General features: G+C 46.4%; 17 protein-coding genes. 7 read left to right on the top strand and 10 right to left on the bottom strand.

Annotation, left to right across the window (positions count from 1 at the left end):
• Positions 1–6: 6 nt before the first annotated feature.
• Together ubiE and ACO1B7_RS05570 are read right to left on the bottom strand one after the other, a co-directional pair.
• Positions 7–951 carry a bifunctional demethylmenaquinone methyltransferase/2-methoxy-6-polyprenyl-1,4-benzoquinol methylase UbiE gene (gene ubiE, locus ACO1B7_RS05575; protein ID WP_004647333.1) on the bottom strand — a complete coding sequence of 315 codons (945 nt, stop codon included), beginning with the start codon at positions 949–951 and terminating at the stop codon, positions 7–9.
• Positions 952–1,097: 146 nt separating this feature from the next.
• Complete coding sequence (locus ACO1B7_RS05570) at positions 1,098–1,802, bottom strand: DUF8198 family protein (protein WP_044111768.1); 705 nt, start codon at positions 1,800–1,802, stop codon at positions 1,098–1,100.
• Between the two features lie 205 nt (positions 1,803–2,007).
• Here ACO1B7_RS05570 and pap point away from each other — a divergent pair, with 205 nt between their 5' ends.
• On the top strand, positions 2,008–3,426 hold the full coding sequence (gene pap / locus ACO1B7_RS05565; RefSeq protein WP_004278582.1) for a polyphosphate:AMP phosphotransferase: 1,419 nt from the start codon (positions 2,008–2,010) through the stop codon (positions 3,424–3,426).
• Between the two features lie 54 nt (positions 3,427–3,480).
• Here pap and ACO1B7_RS05560 read toward each other — a convergent pair whose 3' ends face one another.
• Positions 3,481–3,981 (bottom strand): hypothetical protein, encoded by a 501-nt coding sequence (locus ACO1B7_RS05560; RefSeq protein WP_004278581.1) that lies wholly within the window; start codon positions 3,979–3,981, stop codon positions 3,481–3,483.
• Positions 3,982–4,158: 177 nt separating this feature from the next.
• Between ACO1B7_RS05560 and ACO1B7_RS05555 the strand changes: the two genes are divergently transcribed.
• The 6 genes from ACO1B7_RS05555 to ACO1B7_RS05530 all read left to right on the top strand — a co-directional run bounded on the left by ACO1B7_RS05555 (position 4,159) and on the right by ACO1B7_RS05530 (position 18,842).
• Positions 4,159–7,863 (top strand): exodeoxyribonuclease V subunit gamma, encoded by a 3,705-nt coding sequence (locus ACO1B7_RS05555; RefSeq protein ID WP_153566565.1) that lies wholly within the window; start codon positions 4,159–4,161, stop codon positions 7,861–7,863.
• A gap of 4 nt (positions 7,864–7,867) precedes the next feature.
• The gene (locus ACO1B7_RS05550) at positions 7,868–11,992 is read left to right on the top strand and encodes a UvrD-helicase domain-containing protein (RefSeq protein ID WP_423089892.1); all 4,125 of its coding nucleotides are present in this window, start codon (positions 7,868–7,870) and stop codon (positions 11,990–11,992) included.
• Positions 11,993–12,063: 71 nt separating this feature from the next.
• Positions 12,064–13,845, top strand: a complete 1,782-nt coding sequence (gene recD, locus ACO1B7_RS05545; RefSeq protein ID WP_004278578.1) for an exodeoxyribonuclease V subunit alpha — start codon at positions 12,064–12,066, stop codon at positions 13,843–13,845.
• An 893-nt stretch (positions 13,846–14,738) separates the two neighbouring features.
• A complete protein-coding gene (rpsO, locus tag ACO1B7_RS05540; protein WP_004278577.1) occupies positions 14,739–15,008 on the top strand; it encodes a 30S ribosomal protein S15 in 270 nt (89 codons plus the stop codon).
• Positions 15,009–15,268: 260 nt separating this feature from the next.
• Entirely contained in the window at positions 15,269–17,356 is a 2,088-nt protein-coding gene (pnp, locus tag ACO1B7_RS05535) for a polyribonucleotide nucleotidyltransferase (RefSeq protein WP_171054287.1), read from the top strand.
• Between the two features lie 250 nt (positions 17,357–17,606).
• Positions 17,607–18,842: a magnesium transporter CorA family protein gene (locus ACO1B7_RS05530; protein WP_423089891.1), complete on the top strand. Its 1,236-nt coding sequence runs from the start codon at positions 17,607–17,609 to the stop codon at positions 18,840–18,842.
• 114 nt (positions 18,843–18,956) lie between these two features.
• On the opposite strand, the gene ACO1B7_RS05525 is transcribed toward ACO1B7_RS05530, so the two are convergent.
• The 7 genes from ACO1B7_RS05525 to ACO1B7_RS05495 form a co-directional block, all read right to left on the bottom strand.
• Positions 18,957–19,214 carry an HP1242/YdcH family protein gene (locus ACO1B7_RS05525; RefSeq protein ID WP_004278574.1) on the bottom strand — a complete coding sequence of 86 codons (258 nt, stop codon included), beginning with the start codon at positions 19,212–19,214 and terminating at the stop codon, positions 18,957–18,959.
• 89 nt (positions 19,215–19,303) lie between these two features.
• Positions 19,304–19,633, bottom strand: coding sequence for a chaperone modulator CbpM (locus ACO1B7_RS05520; RefSeq protein ID WP_423089890.1), 330 nt, complete (start codon positions 19,631–19,633; stop codon positions 19,304–19,306).
• Positions 19,634–19,644: 11 nt separating this feature from the next.
• Positions 19,645–19,977, bottom strand: coding sequence for a hypothetical protein (locus ACO1B7_RS05515; protein WP_423089889.1), 333 nt, complete (start codon positions 19,975–19,977; stop codon positions 19,645–19,647).
• A 152-nt stretch (positions 19,978–20,129) separates the two neighbouring features.
• The gene (locus ACO1B7_RS05510; RefSeq protein ID WP_174894690.1) at positions 20,130–20,579 is read right to left on the bottom strand and encodes a DUF2147 domain-containing protein; all 450 of its coding nucleotides are present in this window, start codon (positions 20,577–20,579) and stop codon (positions 20,130–20,132) included.
• A 321-nt stretch (positions 20,580–20,900) separates the two neighbouring features.
• Positions 20,901–21,776 carry an Hsp33 family molecular chaperone HslO gene (hslO, locus tag ACO1B7_RS05505; protein ID WP_004278571.1) on the bottom strand — a complete coding sequence of 292 codons (876 nt, stop codon included), beginning with the start codon at positions 21,774–21,776 and terminating at the stop codon, positions 20,901–20,903.
• Between the two features lie 50 nt (positions 21,777–21,826).
• Positions 21,827–23,680 (bottom strand): cation:proton antiporter domain-containing protein, encoded by a 1,854-nt coding sequence (locus tag ACO1B7_RS05500; protein ID WP_005102909.1) that lies wholly within the window; start codon positions 23,678–23,680, stop codon positions 21,827–21,829.
• Positions 23,681–23,755: 75 nt separating this feature from the next.
• Complete coding sequence (locus tag ACO1B7_RS05495; RefSeq protein ID WP_174894689.1) at positions 23,756–25,978, bottom strand: primosomal protein N'; 2,223 nt, start codon at positions 25,976–25,978, stop codon at positions 23,756–23,758.
• Positions 25,979–26,111: the final 133 nt, after the last annotated feature.

Raw genomic sequence — 26,111 nt, 5'->3', positions numbered from 1 at the left:
GGAACCTTAAAGTTTGAAACCGCGGTGAACCGCAACAATCCCACCAGTCAGGTTGTGATAGTCACAATTCTGGAAGCCGGCATTTTCCATCATACCTTTCAGGGTGCGCTGGTCCGGATGCATACGGATCGATTCAGCCAGGTATTTATAGCTTTCTGCATCATTGGCAATGATTTTACCCATGATTGGCAATGCCGTGAACGAATAAAGGTCATACAGCTTAGAGAATGGCTCAAACACTGGTTTAGAAAATTCTAGCACCAGTAAACGGCCACCTGGCTTAAGGACGCGGTACATCGCAGCCAGTGCCGCATCTTTATCGGTCACGTTACGTAGACCGAAAGAAATGGTCAAAAGATCAAAGCTGTTGTCTGCAAATGGTTCTAAGGTTTCGGCATTGGCCAAAACGAAATCGACATTGGTACAGCCCGCATCAATCAGACGGTCACGACCGACATTCAGCATGGATTCGTTAATATCAGACAGTACCACATGACCTGTCGGACCAACTTCACGGCTAAAGACTTTAGCCAAGTCGCCAGTACCACCCGCGATATCCAGCACATGCTGGCCACGGCGTACACCTGACATATTGATTGCAAAACGCTTCCACAGACGATGAATACCAAAAGACATCAGGTCATTCATAATGTCGTATTTGCTCGCCACCGAGTGGAACACTTCTGCGACTTTCTGGGCTTTTTCTTCGCTGTTAACAGTTTGATAGCCGAAGTGTGTGGTTGAGCCGACGTTACCGGTATTGGCACCACGCGGCAGATTATATTTAGGCACAGTACCCGTCACAGGCGTGTCAGTCAGACGTTGTTCTAAGGATTGTTGCTGACCTTGCGGGGTGCCTTGTGGAAGGGGTTCAGTTAAGAATGGGCTCACTTTGTCTGTCTGTTGTGCCGACTCGGGGGTAGGGGTAGGCGTTGTATTTTCATTCGACATTGGAGTCACTCCTAACATATCAATCGGGTTAATCTTGCATTGTCTGCATCATGACAGATTCTAAAGGCTTATTCAGCAATCATGATGCAATTGTTATGAATAATATACAGAAAAATTCACGCTTGGCAGAAATACTCATCGGGTATTTACTGAAACGGTAGCGGATCGCCAGAATGTACTTTATCGATAATCTGGCGTTCGGTTGCCGTGAACGTGCGTACAAATTTTTCTGCCGATTTGAGTGGCTTCATGGCCAGAAAACCATCCTGCATAAATTCATACATCACCTGAAAGTTATATTTATTCGCCGCGCCTTTACACATTTTAAAGGCCGTATAGACCACAAATGAACGCATGTATTTATCCAGACTCATGCCGAGCTGATCCAGCAGAGCCAACTGTTTCAAGCGTGCTTCACCCTGATCCAGCTTCAAATAGGTCAGGCGCATCATCTCGTCAGTCAGCGGTTCATGCGGATGATAATCCTGTAATAACTGAATCGCGACCTGTTCATCCAGCTGTACCGCCAGAATAGCCAGCTCTACACCTGAGGTGCCGGTTTTAATGGCATTTTCCGGAATAACTTTTTCTGCTTTATGCGCATATTTCATCAGCCGGGCAATCTGTTCTGCCAGCGCATCAAATTCAGCACCGCCGTAGAGACGGTTCAGGAAATATTCGGACATCAACAGGTTTTGTTTTTCAGCAAAATGGGCGCGATGGGTGCGCTGCATGCGGACTTTCTGCCAGGCCTGCACATCCTGTAAACGGCTTAAAATGTCAGGCCGGGTGTGATAAGCCAGTTGATAATAATGCGCTAACAGATCATCGAGTACGGCAAGTTTGGACATGAGGCTTCAATTATGATTGGAGGATGCAAGAATCTTAGAGGCTGCCGGACAATCCTGCTATGACAAATTGAACAGAGATCGGGCATTTGTATGTCAATCTGTTGTTTAAATAGCCAATTTAATCGTGTGAAAAACGTTGCCAGAGCTATTTTTGCGCTGAAACTCCTCGCTATACTGCAAATAGAATAAAAGATCAGGGTTGAAGATACGTATGGAACAACCACAATTTCAGTTAATGGATGAAGATCAGCTGTCTGTCGAGCTGATTGATGCCCAATATAATTTAAAAAAGACCCGGGGCCAGAAAAATGCCAAAAGTCTGGTGATTCTGGTGAATGGCATTGAGCTAGCCGGCAAAGGTGAAGCGGTTAAACAGCTACGTGAATGGGTCGATCCGCGCTATTTGCGCGTGAAAGCCGATAAGCCTCAGCTAGCCGGCCCAAAGCAGACCTTGTGGCAACCTTATGCGCGTTTTATTCCAGCTGAGGGCCAGATCATGGTGCTGTTTGGTAACTGGTATAGCGATCTGCTCGGCAGTGCCATGCAAGCTGAAAGCCCGCTGAGTGATGCACAGTTTGATGAATATCTGCAAGAGATGCAGGCCTTTGAACAGGACCTGAAAAATAACCATGTGGATGTGATCAAGGTCTGGTTTGACCTGTCCTGGAAAGTCTTGCAAAAACGCCTGGATGCCATGGATCCGAGTGAAACTCACTGGCATCAACTGCATGGTCTGGACTGGCGCAATCGCAAAGAATATGACACCTTGCAGCGCCTGCGTCAGCGCTTTACCGAGGACTGGTTCATTATTGATGGCGAAGATGAGCAGCAGCGCGACCAGCAATTTGCCCAGTATATCCTGAGTGCCTTGAAACATTGTCCGGATCATCCTGCCAGAGCCAAGGGAAGATGGAAACAGGCCAAGATTCCCGAGCAGTTAAAACATCCTTCCAAGACTCAAGCCCAGCCAGAAGATTACAAACCGGAACTGAAAAAATTAACCGCGAAGGTCGCCAAAGCCATGCGTTCCGATTCGCGTAATGTGGTGATTCTGTTTGAAGGTATGGATGCTGCCGGCAAGGGCGGCGCAATCAAGCGAATTGTCAAAAAACTCGATCCACGTGAATATGAAATTCATACCATTGCTGCACCAGAAAGATTTGAGCTGAGCCGTCCCTATTTATGGCGCTTCTGGACCAAGCTGCAAACTGATGATGATATCTGTATTTTTGACCGTTCCTGGTATGGGCGGGTATTGGTAGAACGGGTAGAAGGATTGGTCAGTGCGGTGGAATGGCAGCGTGCTTATGATGAAATTAACCGTTTTGAACAGAGTCTGGTCAAGCATCAAACAGTGATTGTGAAAATCTGGCTGGCAATCTCCAAGGACGAACAGGCAGCACGTTTCAAGGCGCGTGAAGATACACCGCATAAGCGTTTTAAAATTACCGAAGAAGACTGGCGTAACCGGGAGCGCTGGGACGACTATCTGAAAGCGGCAGCCGATATGTTTGAACATACTTCGACCGAGGAAGCGCCCTGGCATATTATTGCGACCGATGATAAGAATACCGCGCGGGTCGAGGTGTTAAAGGCTATTTTAAAACAGCTTCAGGCAGAATAATCTGCCTGAAGTAAGAGTGTCTAGAGGGCTGCAAAAATTCAGCTCACCCGGATTTTAACCTTGCGCCACCTGTTTTTGCTGGATATTTTTAGCTGCACGGTAGCATTCCTCTACATGTGCTTCAGCAATCTTTTTCATGACAAAATAGCCCAGACTTGCCGCCACCAGTTGGCCGCCCAGCGGAATGAATTTTGTGACTTGCTTTGTGATCACTTTCGCTGCAACATTGTTCAAAGATTTTTTAACTGCCGTACGTGCGACCACCAGACCAGAAAATTCTACGCCGCGTTTACGCAACTCATTCCAGTGCACCTGACGGGTTTTTGGATCATAGACACTGATCTGGTCAGGCGCCAGGCCGAAGCGGGCATTGATCTCGGGAATCAATTGCGACAAGATACCGATATCAATGACCACGTCCATAAACGGCACTGGAATAACCGCAGCACCGGCAGAATAATAGGCGCGTTTTTTGGTGAGTTCCAGGCACTCGGCGCGGATTTGTTCTAAATCTAGGCTCGGATCGAGACGTTCAGGAATTTTATCTAATTTCATGGGCACTACCTAAGCTCTATGTTGTTTTTTTCTATTCAAGCATCTTTAAGATGCTTTTTTCAAAGAAATTTTTCGACTGAAGTGTGGTTTTAAAGTGTCATAGAGCGCTCGGGATGTATAGTAAATAATCTTTATCGTTTTGTAGTAAAAACCACATTCAGCAGTTCAGGGGAACCAATGGCCATTCATGTTATTCAGAGTCAACGTATTGATGTGCTTTTGGATAGTATGCTGCGTATTGTCAACCAGACTGCCCGGAATCCATTTGAGGTGTTACAAACCCGGCACTTTATTGTGCCATCTCCGGCAGTAGAAACTTGGCTGACCCAGAAAATTGCCGAGAAAAAAGGCATTAGCGCCAATACCCAGTTTCATCACCGGATTCGCGCCTTTCAATGGACTTCCTATCAGTGGGTATTGAATGCGCCTAAAGAAGTGGAGCAGGTCCGTGAAGCCAATATTCCGCGCATTATCATCAAATGGCGCGTGTTTCAGGCGCTACGAAAATGCATTCTGCCTGAACAGATTCCTTTAGACGTCGATCATCCGCTGTATTCTATTGTGAAGCGGATTTATGACAGTGCTGACCGGCTGGAGCAGGGTACAGAGAAGCAGCTGAAAAAACAGAGCATGCTGTACTGGGTAGCCGAGCAGGTGTCGCGTTTGTTTAGCCATTATATGGATTATCGCGGTTATTGCGCGCGTAACTGTCCTCCAAACAACTGTGGTTGTCCGAGTAACTGGTTAGAGTCCTGGGGGCAGGATATTGCGCTCGATATCGAGCAAATGATCTATAGCCCCAAAGATGAAAATGGTCATGAGATGCAGGTGGCGGATTTTGTCAAGATTCAGGCGCGTGAACTGGAAGCTTGGCAACGCTGGTTGTGGCAGCATGTATTTCAGGATGATTATGCCAAAATCCTGGAGATTGAACGCCTGTATTGGGAGCGGCTGGAGAATGCAGAAACCCGCGCCCAGGCTCTAAAACGACTACCGGCCCAGATTGTGGTATTTAGCCTGCTGGAACTGCCACCCAGCCAGCTGGATTTTTTACGCCGTTTGGGGCAATACATTGATATCTATATTTTTCACTTCAACCCCTCGCAGGAATACTGGGCCGACAGTGTCGATCCGGACTGGAAAGCCAGGTTTGATTTGCAGCGGGAAGAGCGCTTTATTCAGCGTTTTGAAAAGACCCGTCAACGTAAACCGAATGATGCGGAAATAAAAGACTTCAGGATCAAGCAGCTGAACTTTAATGCCGAAGACCGGGAATCGCGGCATCCGCTCCTGACCCGATTCGGCAAGCAGGCACGGGATCATTTTTCTCTACTCTCTAAACTGTCTTCGGGGGAAGAGGGTCTCTGGGCCGATGTCTTTGTCGATGAATATCAGGACAGGCTGCTGGCCAAAATCCAGTCGGATATCCTGTATTTATTGGAACCTGAACAGCATCAATATGCTTTAAGCCCTGATGATGATTCGGTACAGATTCATGTCTGTCATTCTTCATTACGTCAGCTGGAAGTCCTCAAAGAACAGCTGATTCACTGGCTGGCTCAAGATACGAATGACGTGCCGCGTCAGCCGAGTGATATTCTGGTGTTGACGCCAAGTTTGAAAGAACTCGAACCGGCAATTCGTAGTGTCTTTGCGCCACCACCGCGTGAGCGCGAAACCGGCAGCAAACGCCTGCAGAAAGATAACCTGTATTTACCGATCCAGATTGCCGGGGTGTCGCGTCTGGATGTCAGTAATGCCTGGCGCGCGGTACTGGGCCGGATTCAGTGGGTACGGCGCCGTTTCAGTATTGAGGACTTCGCCGACTGGCTCAGCCTGAATGCCACCCAGCAGTATTATGGTCTGGACTATAGTCAGGTAGAACGGATGTTGCAGTTGCTGACAGATGCTGGCTTCAAGCGTGGACTGGACCAGCAGCATTTACAGCAAAGCCTGAGCGCAGGCGATGAGGATTACCGGTTTAGCTTTAAATTCGCGCTGGACCGTCTGGCGTTGGGTCTGGCGATTCCTGAACATACCCTATTTCAGGATACCTTGAGTTATGCCAAGGTTCTGACCAGTGATTTTCCCTTGATATCCACCCTGATCCGGATTTATCAGGATCTGGTAGAGCGCCGTGACTGGCTGACTTTGCATGAAACCGGACAGCGCACGCCAGTCAAAACCTGGCTGGAATATCTGCGCGCCGATCTGAACGAGTTCCGTGATGCTGGCGTGGAATCGCTCAAAACCGTTGCCGAGATTATCGACAAGCAAATGCGGATGCTGACCTTGGCCGATTATCATGACCAGGATGATCCTCATGCCAGTCAGGAACTGGTGGCACTCAGTCTGCCTCTGCCTTATGTGCTGGAAGAAATTCAGAATACCCTGGAGATGCAGCTGGATCAGGCCGAACCGACCGGACAGATTACTTTTAGCCAGATTGGTCAGATCCGGCCATTGCCTTATAAACTGGTGGTGATGCTGAATCTGGATAGCGGTAAATTTCCGAGCCGTAATCAACAGGTTCCGTTTGACCTGATGCGCAGCCTGAAGCCGCAACTCGGTGACCGTTCCCGTCTGGATGACGAGCAGGGCGCCTTTCTGGATGCCTTGCTGCTGGCACAGGAAAATCTATGGCTGTTCTATAATGGCTTTGATCTGGAGGATGGTGAGGCTCGCGATCCATCCACTGCCTTGCAGGAACTGGTTCAACATATCGCGCTGATCTGCCAGTCTGAACAGCCGGATGTCGAAGTCGATCCGATGGTGGATATTCATGGTCTATCGGTCGCTCAACATATCCAGCAGCTTTATCATGTACATCCCTTGCAGCCTTTTGATCCGGCCGGATTCGCAGATATGCAGACACCACGTTATCAGGATCAGTGGTTTGCAGTGGCAGAATATATCCGCAGCGCCGAAGGCAAACGCAGCAGCTGGATTAATGCACATTATCCGGCACTAGAACAAAAAGAAATCCGGGTACTCAAAGGTGATGAATGGATCCGCGATATGATTTTCCCGGCACGTCTATTCCTGAAAAGTGTCGGGGTTTCCACGATTCGCTATGCCGATTTGCCGAGTTCCCGGGAACCCCTATTACTGAACAAGCTGGAACAGTATCAGGTACGGGATTTCCTGTTGCAACAAGAGCAGGAGATTGAGCCGAACCTGATGCTAGACCGTTTGCCAGTGGGCAAAACCCAGCAAGCCACCTGGCTGGGCAGCCAGCAGGAACAGCAGTTATTGCAAGAACGTTTGCTACAGTTGGGCAAAGAACTGACGCCAGTCACCCAACAATCCCTGCAGTTCAGTCCTGAACTGATCATTCATATAAACGTGCCTCAGGTTCCACACAGCAGCTACTGGCTGAGTATGCAATCCTCTTCGGCCTCGGAAAAACGCCGTGCCCAGATCTGGCTGGAGTATCTGCTATGGCTGGCTTACTTGAATGACGATGCACGCTCACCAGAACTGGAGCGCATTGTCATTTTCAGTAATAAAACCCTGAAGTTTTCTGGCTTGAGTTCGAGCAAGGCACATGAGTATTTGCAGCTCTGGTTAAAGGCCTGGGAAATTGGTCAACAGCAGCCGCTGGTCTTGCCGGCAGAATTACTGATGAAAAAAGAGTGGCAGTGGGCCGAGAATGAACAGGGTAAAATGACTATTGTGGAAATGCCGGAATTGCTAAAGGCCTGGAACAACAGCTATGAGAGTGCCAAACCTTTGGCTTCGGATGAATCCAGTCTGCTGCATCAAGACTGGCAATTTATTTTGCAGGATCAGGATCCGGATCTGGCCTTGCAAAACTGCTGTCATGATTTTGCCCATGGCCTGTATGCGCCGATTCATCAACATCTGGAATGGGTGAAATAGCCGTATGACTTTCTTAAAGCAGCAGACGCAAACAGCCATTTCTACCAATCCGATTCAGGACATGAAGTTTCGGGGCCTACACTGGATTGAAGCCTCGGCAGGCACCGGCAAGACCTATACGCTATCCAGTCTGATGGTGCGGATTTTTCTGGACCAGTATTATCCGCATCAGGTGATTGCGACGACATTTACCCGTAAGGCCACGGCTGAACTGAAAAACCGGGTACGGCTTCGCGTCGAGGAAACGCTGGCTTATATCCAGCGTCATCAGCAGCTCAATTCAGTTGAAATCGCAGCAAAAATCCAGAATGAAACCGATCCTTTATTTCAGCAGGTACTGAAAGATTATGGTTCACGGCTGGATTATGCCCGTCGCCGTTTACGTCTGGTGCTAAACCAGCTGGATGAACTGTTTGTCGGCACCCTGGACAGCTTTAGCCAGAAACTGTTACGTGAATTTGCCTTTGAAAGTGGCAAGATTGAACGTGCAGAACTGACCGAAGATCAGGATCTGTATATTCAGCAGCTGATTCATGATGTGCTGCGTGACTGGATTCAGCAGCAGCCGCAATATATGGTCAATCATCTGTATGTTCAAAATCTGCTGAAACCGGTGGAGCATTATACCGGGCTGGTGCGTGATGCCCTGAATTTCAGCAAGCAGCATTTCCGCAAGATCGAACTGGCTGAATGTGACCTGAACAAATTGGAAGCCTGCATCAGTCAATTAGTGAGTATTCAGGAGCATGATCTTGCCGTCATGCGGCGTTATTGTCAGGAAAGTCCGAAGTATTTTCACAAGAGTTTTTTGACCAAGTTAACCGAAATTTGTGAAAACTTTATGACCTGGAGCGCAGCCCTGAAAAATCAGGGTGGCATGAGTTTCTTTGATGCTGAATTGCAGCCGATTTTACTGAATCTGTGCCATTTGCGCCGCAAGAAAACCGATTTCCAGCCGACCACTCAGGTCTTTAACAAAAGCTGTCCGGATGCAGAGCAGCAGCTGATTTTGCAACATAGTCTGATCGTGGCAATTGATGCGCTGTGTGAGGTCAAACAGTATCTGGATGAGCAGCTGCAACAGCTTACGACCTATCTGGAATTTCATATTATTCAAAGTGTGCAGACCCGTTTGCCACAAACCTTGCAGCAGCAGGGTGAAACCACTTTTTCCCAGCAAATTCGTACATTGGCGGAAGCATTGCAAGGCCAGCAGGGACAGCGTTTTGCCCAGTTTGTACAGGCACGTTATCCGCTGATTCTGGTCGATGAATTTCAGGACACCAATCAGGATCAGGATGATTTGCTGGCCAAGATCTGGCGTGATGCCAACCGGGTGCAGTCCGGCTGCATGATTATGGTCGGTGATCCGAAACAGGCAATTTACGGTTTCCGTGGCGGCGATATGCTCACCTATAACAAGGCACATGCCGATGTGTTGCATAAACAGGGCCGCGAATATACCCTGATGCAGAACCATCGGTCAGTCAAACCACTCGTAGAAGTGGTTGATGCGCTGTTCCAGCGGCAAATGGATTTTGGCGAACAGGTGCAGTACACCTTGATTCAGGCCGGTAGTCGCCCGCATCCAGATCTGGTCGATATGGGCAGGATCAACCCGCAGCCTTTACGATGGATTCAGCTAGGTGAATCGGACCTGGAGGCAGACCAGGTGGCCTGGAAAATCCGTGCATTGCTGAATCAGTCTGCCCAGCAGCAACTGTACTTTCAGCAGCAAGAGCATCAGCAAAGCCTGAGCGCAGATGATATTGCCGTGTTGGGATTTGGGCATTTTGCTCTGGAACAGGTGAAGCAGCGTCTGCAGCGTATGGGCATTCCCTCCTATAAAGAATCCAAACAGAGCGTGTTTGCCAGTACCATCGCTCAGGATGTCGCGGCCGTATTGACGGCGATTATGGATCCTTTCAATGAGGCCAAGGTCAAGCGGGCTTTACTAACCCGTCTGCTGGGCTTCAATCTGAAAAAACTGATTGATTTGCAAAGCCAGAGTGAAGGCCTCAGTCGCTATATTGCGGATCTGGATATAATTCGGGAAATGTGGTTTGAGAAAGGCTTTTTGACCGCCTGGAATTATGCACTGAACCTGTTTCGGGTCTGGACCAATCTGGTGGCCAGTCAAAGTCTGGACAATGAGCGGGTGGTGGTCAATCTGCGCCATCTGACCGAGATGCTGAGCCAGCAGAGTGAATATTATCAGGGGGCGCAAAAACTCTATCACTGGTATTTGCGCCAGCTTCAGTCACCTTCAGGCAAGGACAGCGAAAAAGAACGCAAGCTGTCTGGGGATCATGGGGTGCAGCTGATGACCATTCATGCCTCCAAAGGGCTGGAATTTAAAGTGGTGTTTTTATTGGGAGCAGATGCTGTTTTTGATGTGAATAAAGGCAATCTGAATTTTTCCCTGTCTGCGCCTGAACAGGACAACATCCTGGAACAATCCCGGGTGATTGCAGTGAATCACAAGAATTTACATGAGCAGGCGATTCTGCAGAATGCAGCGCGTAATGCTGCCGAAAACCACCGACTCTGGTATGTGGCGCTGACCCGTGCCAGTCACCGGGTATATGCCATGCTGCAGGACCAGAACGCACAGTCTGATTCCGGGCTGGCCTTCTGGCGTGGTCAGGGAGATCAACTGTTTCAACATGCTTTAAGTCTGGTCGAGCCGCCTCTGTCTCAGGAGCCACCGCGCCTGGTCGAGCAGTCGAACCATCATCAGGTCGACATGCGGGCGCAACCTTTGCCAGAGCGGCAGTTTTATCCGCGAACCAAAACCAGTTTTACGGCTTTGTCACAGCATCAGCTACATGGACATATCTTGCAGGACGATCTGGTCACGGCTTATGAACAGCCCGACAGTGCTGCCGATGAAATTCATTTTACCGGTCTGGAAGAACAGCCAGCAGCTGTGCCTTTAGACTGGATTAGGCTGAATTTTCCTAAAGGCACCGTAGCCGGAACATTCTTGCACAGCATTTTTGAACATATTGATTTTCAGGACAGCAGTTACTGGAATCTGGAAATCCGGCGCCGTTTTAAAAATACCGCACCGCAAATCTGGCAGGAACTGAAAGAAAAATTTGAACAGGCTTTTCATATACGTAGTGTACTGGAACAGGCCTTTTCCCTGCATTATCAGGCCGCTGTGGTGAATCTGCGAACCCTGTTTCAGGCCACAGCTCAAGCAGATTTCAAAGCCGAGGAATTGCGTCATAGTATGCAGCGCGTATTGTCCAGCCTGAACTATAAGTTATTGACCGGAATTCGCCTGCATGACCAAAGCAAAGCTTATCGCCAGCAATGGCAGCAGCTGTTTCACTCGGCACAACAGCTCGATCGTTCGGGTCTGCTAGAATTTTTAGGTCAGTTTCAGGTGTATTTCGATGGGCTGGAGGATGACTCCTTTATCCAGTTTTTTGAACAGGAAGTGGCCCAGCTCACACGCTCTGCAAGCACTGAATCGCTGAATGTGGACAGTATTTTCCAGACTGCTTTTGATGGCTTGTTGGACGAGATTACAGAAGATATTTTGCTGAACCTGATGCATGACTGGGTACATGACATTCTGGCCACTCCGATTCAGGTAGATTTTGCTTTGGCGCAGCTGGAGGCTAAACAGTATCTGTCAGAATTTCCTTTTTATCTGTCCTTGACCGATGCCCCTTTGCAGATTCGGCAAATCCATCAGCTTTTTCTCGGACATGACATAGTCATGAGCGATTTTAATGAGGCCAAATCGGCGCGATATCTGACCGGTTCCATCGATCTGGTGTATTTCGATGGCCAGCGCTACCATATTGCCGATTATAAAAGTAACTTCCTCGGCCCTGATCAGCAGCACTATAGTGCTGAGGCGATTCAGCAGAATATGAGCCAGTCCAGTTACTGGTTGCAGGCCGCTTTGTATCTGGTGGCGCTGCATCGTTATCTGAGTGCCAATATGCAGGGTTATTCGATCACACAGCATCTGGGCGGCGCAACCTATTTGTATTTGCGCGGGATGAATGGACAGGTCCAGCAAGGGGCTTATCATTGGCAACCGAGCCTGGAATTCATAGAAAAACTGGATCAAATACTGGGCTATTTTGAGCAGAAAAAATCAGCATGATTTTGCAGTTTTATAAAATATATAGAGATTAAACAGAAAATTATCCTGTGGATAACTTTGAGGATAACTGTGTGGAAAATGAGCAGAATCACGTGTCGCAGCAAGACTCCAATTTAATGGCCTGGATTGACTATCTGTGTCAGCCGCCGTTTAGTACGGCTACATTTGATCCGGCAGCAAAAATCTTGATCGAGCAATTGCTTGAGGCGATGCAGGCGGGAGATAGCTGTATCGAAGTTGATCCTCAGCAGGTTGCCTTATTGCATAATCTGGTTCTAGACCGCCGTCAGCAGGGTGCAGGAATTGCACCATTTATTTTTGTAGATCAGCATTTATATCTGTACCGCTATTGGCAACTGGAACAGGCAGTAGCCTCACATATTGCTCGGATTAAAGCCCAACCGGTTGCCGCTATTGATTTATCCGAACGTGATCGCAATTTATTGTCAGATCCACAGCAAAAATTGGCACTGGAAATGGTTGCGCGGCAGGCGCTGAATATTATTAGCGGCGGTCCGGGTACCGGTAAAACCTATACCTTGGCGCATATGATTGCGGTCCTGCATGAAGCCTTGCCAAATATCCGGATTGCCATGGCAGCACCTACCGGAAAGGCCGCACAGCGCATGAAAGAAGCACTGCAAAAAGCCTTGCACAGTGAAGCGTTACAAGAGTTTGAGCTAGAACAATTAAAACAGTTACAACCGGTCACCCTGCATCGCTTATTGGGTCTGGGCACTCGCGGACAGCCACGCTTTCATGCCAAGCAGCCTCTGCCTTATGATGTGATCGTGGTCGACGAAGCCTCGATGCTGGATTTAAACCTGTCACAGATGTTACTGGCCGCCGTACCATCTCATGCACGGCTGATTTTACTCGGTGATGCAGATCAGCTGGCCTCTGTGGATGTGGGAACGGTATTGGCAGATTTACAGCAAGTAGCGACTCTGGAAGATAACCGGGTCAATTTAATCACCACGCGGCGTTTTGCGCCTGGAGCCAGGATTGGCGCAATGGCGGAGTTTATCCAGCAGAATCATCAGCCTTCTCACGTCTTGCAGAAATTTGAGCAGCAGATTGTGGCAGCCAGTGAGTTACAGGCGATCGATTTGGATCAGGTGAAGATCGACCAGTTGCAGTTACAATACCTGCTCGCTGGTGCCGAACAGACCGCGCATAATTTGAATCAGTATTATGACCAGCTGATGTATGGTTATCAGGCTTATGTACAGGCCATAAAAACAGAACGAAACTCAGCTGATTTTGAACACTATGTGCAACAGGTGGTCAAAACTTTTGATGATTACCGTATTTTAACGGCAATCCGTTCTGGTGATCTGGGGCTGCTCAAGATCAATCTACAGATTGAACAACGTTTTTTAGCAGCCCAAGGTCAGTTGAAACAGGGCGACTGGTATGTCGGACGACCCGTCATGATGAGCTATAACGACTATCAGTTGGGCCTGTCCAATGGTGATATTGGTATCTGTTTTTTACGTGAGCAATCTGGTCAACGTCAGTTTGAAGTGTATTTCCCGAGTCTGGAAAAATGGGTATTAGCCACCCGTTTACCTAAAAGTATTGAAACCGCTTTTGCGCTGACCATTCATAAATCTCAAGGTTCAGAATTTTCCCATACGGCAGTGGTGCTGGATCAATATGCAAAAAATTTATTGAGCAAAGAGTTGATTTATACTGCAATTACTCGAGCCAAAAAAGTGGTCAGTTTATTGGTAGATTATGATGCTTTTACACAAGCACTTTGTGTTAAAACTACCCGGAAAAGTGGTTTGAGCCAAAAAATCATTGAACAATCTAGTAATTTAATTGGCAAAAATAATCAAATCTTGTAGGTAAAAGCTTACAAGGATTCAGGAAATTGACGCATAGAGCTTTTGCTCGGTTTTTGAGAAGATTGGTTCTACAAAATAACTCAACACGGAAAGTTGAGCATAATCGCATAATGATAATAATAATGTCGGTAGACAGCGAACTTACAGTGAAGTAAGTGAAAGAGGAAACTTACAGCCGCTAAGCCTTGTAGTTTTGGGAGAGACTACAAGGCTTTTTTATATCCTGATTTTTTATAGGAAGCTTGCTGGATTTTTATTCTAATTTCTTAGCAAAAATTTTCAGCGCTAGCCAGTAAACTTAAGTAAATAGCGTTAAATAAAACGAGAGCTGTGTAACATTATGCAAATTTTTACTCTGTGATGTACGAAATGGCTTACAGCAAAATGAGGCAAATACCTCTAGTTGTCTGGTGGGAATATGGCAAAATCTACCACACAAGGAAGATGATTTTTCAACAGGATGTTTGAAAATAATAATAAGCGTAAAACGCCATAATAATACAATAAATAATAATGATAAGAGAAAGAACTACAGCGCCAAAAAGCCCGAGTTTACTCGGGCTTTTTTTTATCCATTTTTTATGGAGAGCAGCGGAAGATTCAAGCGAGCTAAAGGGTTTGTTGGCTTTTCAAATGAATTTCTATATTTAATTCATCCTGGATTTATTTCATGAAAATAATGCAAAACCTGAATCTTTGAGGGACAAGAGTCATCGAATCTGAACTGCATCAATGAGCGACCAAAACCATGCAAAAATTTGGATCTATTTTTGCAATTTGATGCGTTTTCCCTTAAAATATGCAACTTGCTGTAGTGATGCACGGCAGTCAAGGTTTTGAATTCTCATCACTTTGATTTTTATCAAAATATATAAGCATCTCGGAGAAATCGAATGGCTTTAACTAACGCAGATCGCGCAGAGATCATGGCTAAATTCGCTCGCGCTGAAAACGACACTGGTTCACCAGAAGTTCAAGTAGCTCTTTTAACTGCTCAAATCAATGATTTACAAGGTCACTTCAAAGAGCACAAACACGACCATCATAGCCGTCGCGGTCTTATCCGTATGGTTAACCAACGTCGTAAACTACTTGACTACCTTAACGGTAAAGACCACGGTCGTTATGTAGCATTGATCGGTGCTTTAGGTTTACGTCGTTAATTCGATTTAAACTTTATTTTCGGGTGTATTGCATGCTTTGTGCTGTATTACTGAAAACTAAAGTCGGCTTAGCTTTGCGCTAAGCCAGTGGAAGGGGCGAATGTTTCGCTCCTTCTTTGTGTTTAAAAATAGTATTTAATCTGGTGAGGTCGGCTTCTAAGCTTTGTCATTTACTCGTCCATATGGTCATGAATGCCAAACCTTAGGGGTCTCCACTAGAATAATTGTTCACAAGAACTAGGAAAAAATAAAACATGTCAATGTTTAATATTATTCGTAAAGAATTCCAATTCGGTCAGCACAACGTTATCTTGGAAACAGGTCGTGTTGCCCGTCAGGCAAACACTGTTGTGATCACCATGGGCGGCGTACAAGTACTTGTCGCTGTTGTGGCACAGCCTAAAGCAAAAGCAGGTCAAGATTTCTTCCCATTAACTGTTAACTACCAAGAAAAGCAATATGCTGCTGGTCGTATCCCGGGTGGTTATGGCAAGCGTGAAGGCCGTCAGTCTGAAGCTGAAACTTTGATTTCACGTCTGATTGACCGTCCAATTCGTCCGTTGTTCCCGGAAGGTTACTTCAACGAAATTCAAGTAACAGCCACAGTTATTTCTTCTGATAAAACAATGGATGCTGACATTGCTGCAATGTTAGGTACATCTGCTGCATTGTCTATCGCTGGTACTCCTTTCCGTGGTCCAATCGGTGGTGCGCGCGTTGGTTTAATCAACGGTGAATACATCCTGAACCCGAACCTTGAACAACTTAAAGAGTCTGATCTTGATCTTGTTGTTGCGGGTACGGAAACTGCAGTACTGATGGTTGAATCTGAAGCGAAAGAGCTTTCAGAAGATCAAATGCTGGGCGCTGTATTGTTCGGTCATGACGAAATGCAAATTGCGATCCAAGCGATCAAAGAATTTGCTGCAGCTGCAGGCGCGGTTGAATCAACTTGGGTTGCTCCAGTTAAAAACGAAGAACTTCTTGGTAAATTGAAGGAAGCATTCGAAGCGAAAATCTCTGAAGCTTACACAATTGCAGTGAAACAAGACCGTTATGCGGCACTTGACGCGCTTTATGCAGAAGCAGTTGCACAGTTCGTTCCTGAAAATGACGAAACTGGCATTGCAGAAGAAGTAAATGAGCTGTTCGAAGACCTTAAATATCGTACCGTTCGTGACAACATCCTGTCTGGTAAGCCACGTATCGATGGTCGTGATACCAAAACTGTTCGTGCAATCGACGTACAAGTAGGCGTATTGGATCGTGCTCACGGTTCTGCATTGTTCACACGTGGTGAAACTCAGGCCTTGGTCACAACGACTTTGGGTAATACACGTGATGCGTTGATGGTGGATACCCTTGCAGGTACCAAAACTGACAACTTCATGTTGCACTACAACTTCCCTGCATACTCTGTAGGTGAAACAGGTCGTGAATCTGGTCCTAAGCGTCGTGAGATTGGTCATGGTCGTCTGGCACGTCGTGGTGTTCAAGCTGTACTTCCTGCGGCTGACCGCTTCCCGTATGTGATCCGTATCGTATCTGACATCACTGAATCTAACGGTTCGTCTTCAATGGCATCTGTATGTGGTGCATCACTTTCTCTTATGGATGCCGGTGTTCCACTTAAAGCACCAGTTGCAGGTATTGCGATGGGTCTAGTGAAAGAAGGCGAGCGTTTCGCAGTTCTTTCTGACATCTTGGGTGATGAAGATCACTTGGGCGACATGGACTTTAAAGTAGCGGGTTCTGCAAACGGTATTACTGCGCTACAAATGGACATCAAGATCGAAGGCATCACTGAAGAGATCATGGAATCTGCATTGAACCAGGCTTATGCGGGTCGTATGCACATCTTGAATGAGATGAACCAGGTGATTTCACGTGCGCGTCCTGAAATTTCGATGCACGCACCGACATTTCAGGTGATCAACATCAACCCGGATAAAATCCGTGATGTGATCGGTAAAGGCGGCGCGACCATTCGTGCGATCACTGAAGAAACTAAAGCAGCGATCGATATCGAAGATAACGGTACAGTTCGCGTATTTGGTGAAACTAAAGCGGCTGCGCAAGCTGCAGTTGCCAAGATCCAGGCACTTACTGCTGAAATCGAGCCAGGTACAATTTATACAGGTAAAGTGATTCGTATCGTTGAATTCGGTGCGTTCGTAAATATCCTGCCAGGTACTGATGGCTTGCTTCACATCTCTCAAATCTCAAACGAACGTATTGCGAACGTGGCAGATGTATTGAAAGAAGGTCAAGAAGTGAAAGTACAGGTTGCGGATGTTGATAACCGTGGCCGTATCAAATTGACGATGAAAGACATCGAACAAGTTTAATTCTTAAAATATTCACATGGGAAAACTCATGTGAATAACAACAAAAAAGCCCTGAGATTGGTCAAAGTGTTTACTTTGGCTGGCTCAGGGCTTTTTTTATGCCTTCAATAAGATTCTGCTACGCAAATAAAGACTGATTGGATTGCTTAAGTCTTCGGCTCGGCTCATAATTTTAAGACGGATAGATGGGGAAGGCCTAGCTCTATCCTGCAACAACAAAAAGCAGAATTGTGAATAGAGAATTGTCTTAATGCAGGTTTATTATTTTTACCAACATCCGACCGAACATCATATTTTTGTACAAAAAGAGCCTATTGCTCAAGCCGAACCTGAATTTATCTGGATCGACTATACCCGGGCAGATGTGGTTAATCGGGCTGAGACTTGGCAAAAAGAAATAGAACAGCAGACCCATTTATACCTAAACGAATTGCATGTAAACGATATTCTTAATTTAGAACATCCTTGTGTATTTGATAGCATGGATGACTATGAGTTGCTTATTTTTCGCAAGCTGATTACCCCGGATGATGACATCGAGAGCGGTGAGCAGGCGCTGGAACAGCATGAAAAAGTATTTGGTCTGGCGACTACTCCGATTAGTTTTATCATGACTCCTCAAGTGCTGATTACAGTACGTGAGCAAGGCAATAAAGCAATAAAAAATTATATTTCCCGTATTGAAACCCATGTGATCCGTTCCACTCAGGAACAAAATAAGTCACGAAAACTCCCGATGACCCCGCTGGATTTATCGTTACGTTTGCTGAATAGCATGGTGGATGGTTATTTGGATTTACGTGTGCCTTTAACCCGACGGGTTGAATTCTGGCAACAGGAGTTATTACAGGGGCATCGCCGCTTTACTAAATGGAACCAGTTATTGCAAGAAAGCATATCTTTTCAACAAGTGGAAAATCTCTGTGAAGAGCAAATTGATACCTTGCAAGAACTGCGAGATGAAATTATCGATAATTATCCACACTTGAAAGGCAAGAAGAAGTCGGAACGGCAGGATATTATGCTGGTCCGAATGAATGACCTGGTCAGCCATGTAGAGCGCATCCAAAAACACACTGTTCGTTTGCGTGCCTCGATTCAGGCGGCTATCGACCTGCATTTTTCAGCCATTGCCAATCAGACCCATGAAAATATGCGCATCTTGGCGATAATTACCGCTATTTTTGCACCGCTGACCTTATTGACCGGGATTTACGGGATGAACTTTGAATTTATTCCGGGGGCGAAATCTCCTGTCGGGTTCTGGAGTATGTTAATGATCATGTTCATTAGCACGGTATTGCTGGTGTATTATTTCTATCGCAGACATCTGGTCGGCCGAGGGGAGCGCAGTGTGATTGATCTACTGGCACAACAGCATAAGAATCAACACGTGAATCTGTTCTGGTTCCTGGACTATGAGCCGATTAAGCAATCAGTGAAAGAGACCATGAAAGAAGTTGAAAAGCTGACCAAATTAAAATAGAGCTACCTTTATCAATCGATATTTATAAAAGTTGTCCTATTTTTCAAGCACACGTAGATCAGTGGACTTCAATTTTAGATTAGCTCTGTAGAAATCAACACTCTGTTCTGCTGATCACTCAACTTGAGCTGTTCGAGTCAGTATTTTATAGATTTCATCTTTTAATTTCAGTTTTTTACGCTTGATCGCCTCAATATCATTGTTGATATGATTGACTGGATCAAGTTCAAGCTGGCTGATTTCTTTGTCCAGCTCATTATGTTCCTCGAATAACTTGGCAAAATAGGGATTTTCCTCGCGAAGTTGCACAATCAAGTCGCGGTATTCGGGAAACATGTATTTGATTTTCTTATTGCAATCTTTGGTTTTCATAGGGATTCTTATACTCTAATCATAAAATTAAATATAAATATGTTCTGATCTGCACTTGAAAATGCAGATCGACAGAACATGAAAAGGATTTACTTGAAGTGCAAGTGTTTGACCTCGCGGCGTAACTCCTGCACCTCATCAATGAGGTCGAGCATCATAGCAACGGCGCTAAATGAGGCATCAAAATCACGTTGCAGGCGATAGGCGCGTTGTGCACGCGAGATATCTTCGCCGAGGAAAGTGCTGGTCGGGGTTGTGGAACGATTGGGTAAAATTCCATGTTCAATTAACTGCATGACCCATTCGGGGCTTTGTTCACATGCTTCTGCAAAGTGGATCAAGTCAAATGAACGATCGTCCATAATTTCTGAGGGGGTATAACCGTGGGAAAAACTTTCTTGGTACTGAATCGTAGTCATGGGTCTACTCCTTAAACAGCCAAGTGTGCAAAATCCGGAGAGTGGGAAGGTGCTAAAATAGAACGCTTTCCAACCCTTGGACCTGCAGACTCAGAGTGATGACTCAAATGATCATGAGTGAAGAGTCGGGATGTGCTGGTAGTTGATGAATCAGTCGGTCTGACCGGATCTTTATCAGCAGGATGCGAGGCAAAGAAGGTTAAAGCTGAAGTGGTTTTTATAATTTTATGTGTTATCGACAAAGCGTATTCAATCACTTTCCTGTGTTGAATAGAGGGTGCCATATCAGGGCTGCAAAGCAGACCAAAGGGCAAAATTGAACGAGGCTGAAGATTGATCATCATAAATGGATAAAAAATAACCGTCTTCGATCCATTATTATGACTTTACTTGCCCCAAAACAGTTTTTATTTGTACCTTATTGTTTCAAATCATGACAAAGAAAAAAGCCCCTGATATAGGGGCTTTGAAAATCTTTCTGAAATTAATATTTTACCTAGGTTACACTGCGGCCAATTACCGATACCCCCACATAACCACGCAAGGTCAGACGTTTACCATTAGCACTTAAGCGTGCTTTACCTTTGTAAACTTTGCCACTGATCGGATCAAGCACTTTGCCATCATGGTATTCACGTGGCTTTTTCGGATCTGCCTTAAAATCCCAGATAAACGGCAGGCCTAGAAAAGGCTTGTTCTTAAGCTGACCTGGACATTTATGACAAATTCCCATTTTTTCTGCGCCAGGCAAGCTGCGTGTTTCGACAATCACTCCTTCATAACTGCCATCTGCTTTCTTGCGAATTTCCACATCCGCACGAGAATAACCCGATTGATCATCGATGGTTTTCCATTTACCCAATAACGGATCTTCATAGGCAAAGGCCAGGCTAGAGACTGCGGCCAAACTTATCCCCATTAGTAGAGTATTCAATAATTTTCTCATAACATACCTGTTAAATTGATGATGTATTCATTTTAGAATTATTGCTCTAATTTATTTTAAAAGCATAATTAAATCAAGAGTATGAACTGTGCGGTCTTTCTCATAATTTTTTGAGAATGATGAATATTCAGGTTTTGTTAGTGTGAATAATCTTATAATTTAAAAGGGATTCTTAGATTGGATTTACAGGAGAGTTTGATTCAGGAGGTAGACAGGTTTTCTACTGTAGGGGAATACGCTTTGTTGAGCTCAGTCACCTAGATTTTAAAACATAAAAAAAGCATTCCTGGGAATGCTTTTAAACTTAAGGATTCGAACTGCTTAGCTCAGGTGTTTACCAAATAGGCCCAAGGCTTCTTCAGCAGTAAAAGTATATTGGCTATTACAGAACTGACAGTCCATCTCGATCGGATTCTGGAATTCCAGCGTTTCACGGATCGACTCTATTCCGATTTGCTGTAAAGCGACTGCACAACGCTCTTTAGAGCAGGTACAACCAAACTTCAACACTTCCGTATCTGGCAGACGCACTTCTTCTTCGTTATATAAACGGTACAGAATATCAGTGGCTTGCAAACCGACTAACTCTTCAGTTTTTAGAGTCTCTGTGAGCATGGTCAGACGTGGCCATAGATCTTCATCTACCCGGCGTTGTTCTTCTTCACTATTACGTGGTAATAACTGAATCAGTAAACCACCTGCACGCTGATGGTCACTTGCCAGTACAATACGCGTCGGAATCTGTGCAGACAGGTCATAATACTGCATCAGACAGCCCGCCAGATTTTCTTTATCAAGGGGTACAATCCCCTGATAACGCTCACCAAATTCTGGTTCGATATTGATGAATAGAACCGGAGAGGTGAGTGATTTCAACACTGTACTACTGTCTTCACCGACCAGAAAGTGCGGATCTTCTTCATAGTCAGCCAGAGCGCGAACTTCACCCAAATGGTTACATTCAGCCATAGCCCATTTAAATGTGCCCGATGCCTGAATTTGCAGGCTGATACGCCCTTTAATCTTCAATGTGCTGGCCAGCAGTGCAGTGGCACTAAGCATTTCACCTAGCAGGATTTTAACTGCAGGCGCATAGTCACGTTGCGCTAAAATGGTTTGTAAAGCTTCTTCAAGATGCACCACTTCACCACGAACAGGGCTATCTTCAATAAAAAAGCGTTGGCGTAAATCAGACATAAAATTCTCCATAACCCTGCTTTAATGGTGTCATTATTGTAAAACACAAGTTAGGACAGTTCATCTCTTAACGTATCAATTCCTGCGCCGTTTGTATCCTGTTGCTGCGGTGTAGCCTGTTTTTGCACTTTATGGCGTTGATCCTGGGTAAACAGATGCTCCAGTTCAGCCAAACTGCTGCGCTGATTTTCATAATTTGGATGTTCATCCGGATCCAGATGATATTGACTATTGAGCAACTTTTCATCCTGTTCACGGAAGTTTTGAATCTGTTGCAGGCTTTCTTCCGGGTCAGGATTGAGCTGGGTTAATAAGGCTTGACTGAGTTCCAAGGCGGAAAGATAAGTTTCACGCCAGATATGTTTCACGCCCAAATCCTGCAATAAATGTACATGATGTCGATCACGGGCGCGGACCCATAAACAGGTTTCAGGATAATTCAGCCGCAGATGCCGCACGATCAGCATCGAGTCTTCAATATCATCAATGGCGACAATGACCTGTTGCGCTGTGGCAACCCCTGCCTGCATCAAGGCTGCCGGTTCTGTCGCATCTGCCTGATAGAAAGGGATGTCGTACTGCGCCAGAAGCTCAGTGGCTGGCACAGTGCTGTCCATGACACTAAAGGCGTGTTGCTGTTGCAGTAGAATCCGGGCGATGATTTGTCCGAAGCGACCAAAGCCAATCAGCAGGATTGGTGTATGGGCTTGAGGATTAATATCAGTTTCAAAAGTCGCTGCCAGATGATTGTGGCGATCCAGACGCGGTAAGATCTGACTGTGCAATAACCAATAAAATGCGGGGGTCAGCAGCAAGGAAAAACTCACCATCCACAGCAAGGGAGAGAGCAGATCAGCCGCAATAATCTGGTCGGAAACCGCAATCACCAGTGCCAGTAAAGCAAATTCGCCACCTTGTGCCAGACTGGCTGCTAACAAGGTGCTATTGCGCCAGCTATTTTGATGATAACGCGCCAATGCCAGGTTGATTGCAAACTTGCCCAAGATTAAAATGAGGGTGCCACCGAGAATCATCCAAGGGAAATTGAGCAGATCAGCTAAGTGCAGTGACATGCCTAGACTGATAAATGCCAAGCCCATCAACAGGCCCTGAAAAGGCCGAATCGTACTTTCTACCGCAGGCCTGAAATCTGAATCTGCCAATAAAATGCCGGCAAATAAGGCACCGAGAAATAGATTCAGTCCGAGGGTATTCATCAGCACCAATAATGCCAAGGTCACCGCAATCGCTACAATCGCATGCAGTTCGTGACTGCCACTTTTAGCAATCCAGCGATACAACGGCTGCATCAGGTAACGATTACACAGAAACAGACCACTCAACGTTGCGATGATCGCAGCAAAATAGGCCACGCCATGTTCAGTGGAGCGAATCCCGGCAAATAATGGAATGGCTGCAATCACCAGAATGGCCAACAGAGCATGAATCAGCAGAATCGAATAGGCTTGCTGACCATAGCTGGTGGCGAACTGTTCCTGATGATTGAGATGTTGAATCACCAAAGTCAGGGCGGACAAACTGCCGGCGAGTCCAATTACAATGCTGGCGAGTAGGCTTTGCTGAAGGAAAACCCAGGCCATGAGCGTGAAAATCAGGGTGCTGATTAGTACCTGTAAAGCAGCCATCATCCACAGGGAGGGATTAATCTGCACAATGCGTTGTGGTCTGAGTTGCAGGCCGATCCAGAACATCAGTGCCATCAGGCTGACTTGCATGAAACTACTCATGACTTCGGGTGTCTGAATCAGGTGCAAAAGGCTTGGACTTAAGATGATCCCTGTTAACAGATAGCCCAGCACACTTGGCAACCTGAGCCTTTTACTCAGTGGCACTATCAACAGTGCAATGACCAGAACCAGTGTTATTTGTAACAGTATCGACATTTTCCTGCCCTAAATTTATTCTTGATCCAGACTGGGAGTCTTGTATTCCAGATCGATCCTCAGGCGCAATATCTTTTAGCTCAGTTCCTGAGGGTCGATGTCCAGCGTGAGCTTCATGCTAGAAGGTTTGTCCTGCAGCATGTTTTGCCACCAGCTACGCACATAGTAATGCAAACGTGGACGATCCGCTGACAATAGCACCATATGCGACTGATAGCGCCCCGCCTTGCGTTCCATTGGCGCAGGAATCGGTCCCCAGATGTCCAGCGCCAGATCAGGATATTGCCTGAGGAGTGCTGCATGTTTCTGTAAGAATTCGGTATTTTGTGACTGATCCTTGGATTCACAGCGAATCAGGATGGCATAACGATAGGGCGGCATTTTGGCCATCTGCCGTTCTTTTAAGGTTTGCTGGGCAAATACGCGATAATTTTCATTGACCAGGGTATTCAGCAGGGCATGATCAGGTCTGAGGGTCTGTAGGTAAACATCACCCTTATGTTCACCACGGCCTGCGCGGCCTGCCACCTGCACAATCAGTTGTGCAGTCCGTTCAGTAGCACGGAAATCCACACTGAGCAGACCGGAATCGATATCCAGAATCGCCACCAGCGTCACATAAGGAAAATGATGGCCTTTGGCCAGCATCTGGGTGCCAAGCAAAATGGCAGGTTCGCTTTTCTGAATCTTGTCATAGATTTTTTGCCAGCTGCCGACCCGACTGGTGGAATCGCGATCGACCCGAATCACCTCAAAATCCGGAAAGAGCTCATTCAGATGCTCTTCGACTTTGCCGGTGCCCATACCCAGTGTAATCAGTTCCTGATGCTGACATTGTGGGCAGTGTTCCGGCATACGGTGAATAGTACCGCAGTGATGGCAATGTAGATGCTGATAAGGCTGGCGGTGTACAGTGAAGTTGGCATCACAGTGCGGACATTTCGCCTGCCAGCCACAGCTGCCACACAGCAGGACGGGGGCATAGCCACGGCGGTTTAAAAAAATCAGCACCTGTTCTTTTTTCTCCAGGCGCTTTTTGATGTCCTGAATCAATTGCAGGCTAATCCCATGCTTTTTTTGCGCAACTTTTAAATCCAGAATATGGATTTTGGGCATCAAGGCCGTGCCGGCACGCTGGTTCAGCTCCAGTGCCTGCATCTTGCCATGTTGCACCAGCGCATAACTGTCAATGCTTGGTGTGGCTGACCCTAAGATTACCGGACATTGCTGTAAATGGCCGCGGTACAGGGCGACATCGCGGGCATGATAGCGGAAGCCTTCCTGCTGTTTAAAGGACAGGTCATGTTCTTCATCCAGAATGATCAGGCCCAGATTCGGCATCGGGGTATAAATGGCAGAACGTGTACCGAGTACGATTGAGGCTTTGCCGGTTTCTGCCGACTGCCAGGCTTGTAGCCGTTTGGAATCATTCAGCCCGGAATGCAGCAACGCAATATGGCAATGAAAACGGGACTGAAAACGGCTGATGGTTTGCGGCGTCAGGCCGATTTCCGGCACCAGCACCAGCACCTGTTTGCCCTGTTTCAGTACCTGTTCCATGATCTGCAAATACACTTCAGTTTTACCGCTGCCGGTCAGACCATCCAGTAAAAAAGCTTGATATTGATTGCGATATTTTAATACCTGTTCGACTGCATGTTTTTGTTCAGGATTGGCAGTAAGCGGCATTTGTGCCAGCTGCATCGGCTGCGGATTGAAATCTTGTGGCTCCAGCACACAGGCGCAAATCTCTTTTTTCTCCAGCGCTTTTAAGGTCGCGGTTTCAATCCCGGCCATGTTCAGCACATTTTCAGTGGTCCCGACCGGATGCAGTTTTAAAATCCGGTAAGCTTCCTGCTGCTTGTCCGAACGGCGTACTTTGGCCTCGGCATCAGGGTCCAGGAATTTCCAGGTACGGGCCAGCAGGTTATAAGGCTTACCCTGACGCAACAGAGTCGGCAGGGCACTGTGGACGACTTCACCGATCGGAAACTGGTAATACTGCGCTGACCATGTCAACAAACTTAAAACTTTGGCATCTATAATGGCGCGTTCATCGAGCAGTTCGGTTACTGCCTTAAGCTTAAAGCGTGGGTCGAGAGGAGTGTCTGCAGGCAGTTTTTCGATAATCACCCCGACCAGATTCTGCCGACCAAACGATACCAGTACACGTGCGCCAATCTGCGCCTGTTCAAATTGTTCTGCACTCATTGTGTAATCAAAACAATCAAATACATGTACAGGTACAGCAACGCGTACGCGATAAAGTAGACTGGAATCGGTGTGAGAATTTTGCATATCTTGGGGTGGAGATCCTGAAGAAATTTCGTCGTGCTTAAAGTTCGATTATGTTAGAGTGAGCAGATAATTTATATCAAAGAATATGAATGATTTCGGTGGTCTGACGCAACAGCGTTGAGCAAAATTTTGG

Source organism: Acinetobacter lwoffii, from assembly GCF_049367455.1.
In the GTDB taxonomy this organism is placed as follows: domain Bacteria; phylum Pseudomonadota; class Gammaproteobacteria; order Pseudomonadales; family Moraxellaceae; genus Acinetobacter; species Acinetobacter lwoffii_W.
Note: the sequence above shows the minus strand (reverse complement) of the source record. Positions and strands in the feature narration are given on the sequence as shown.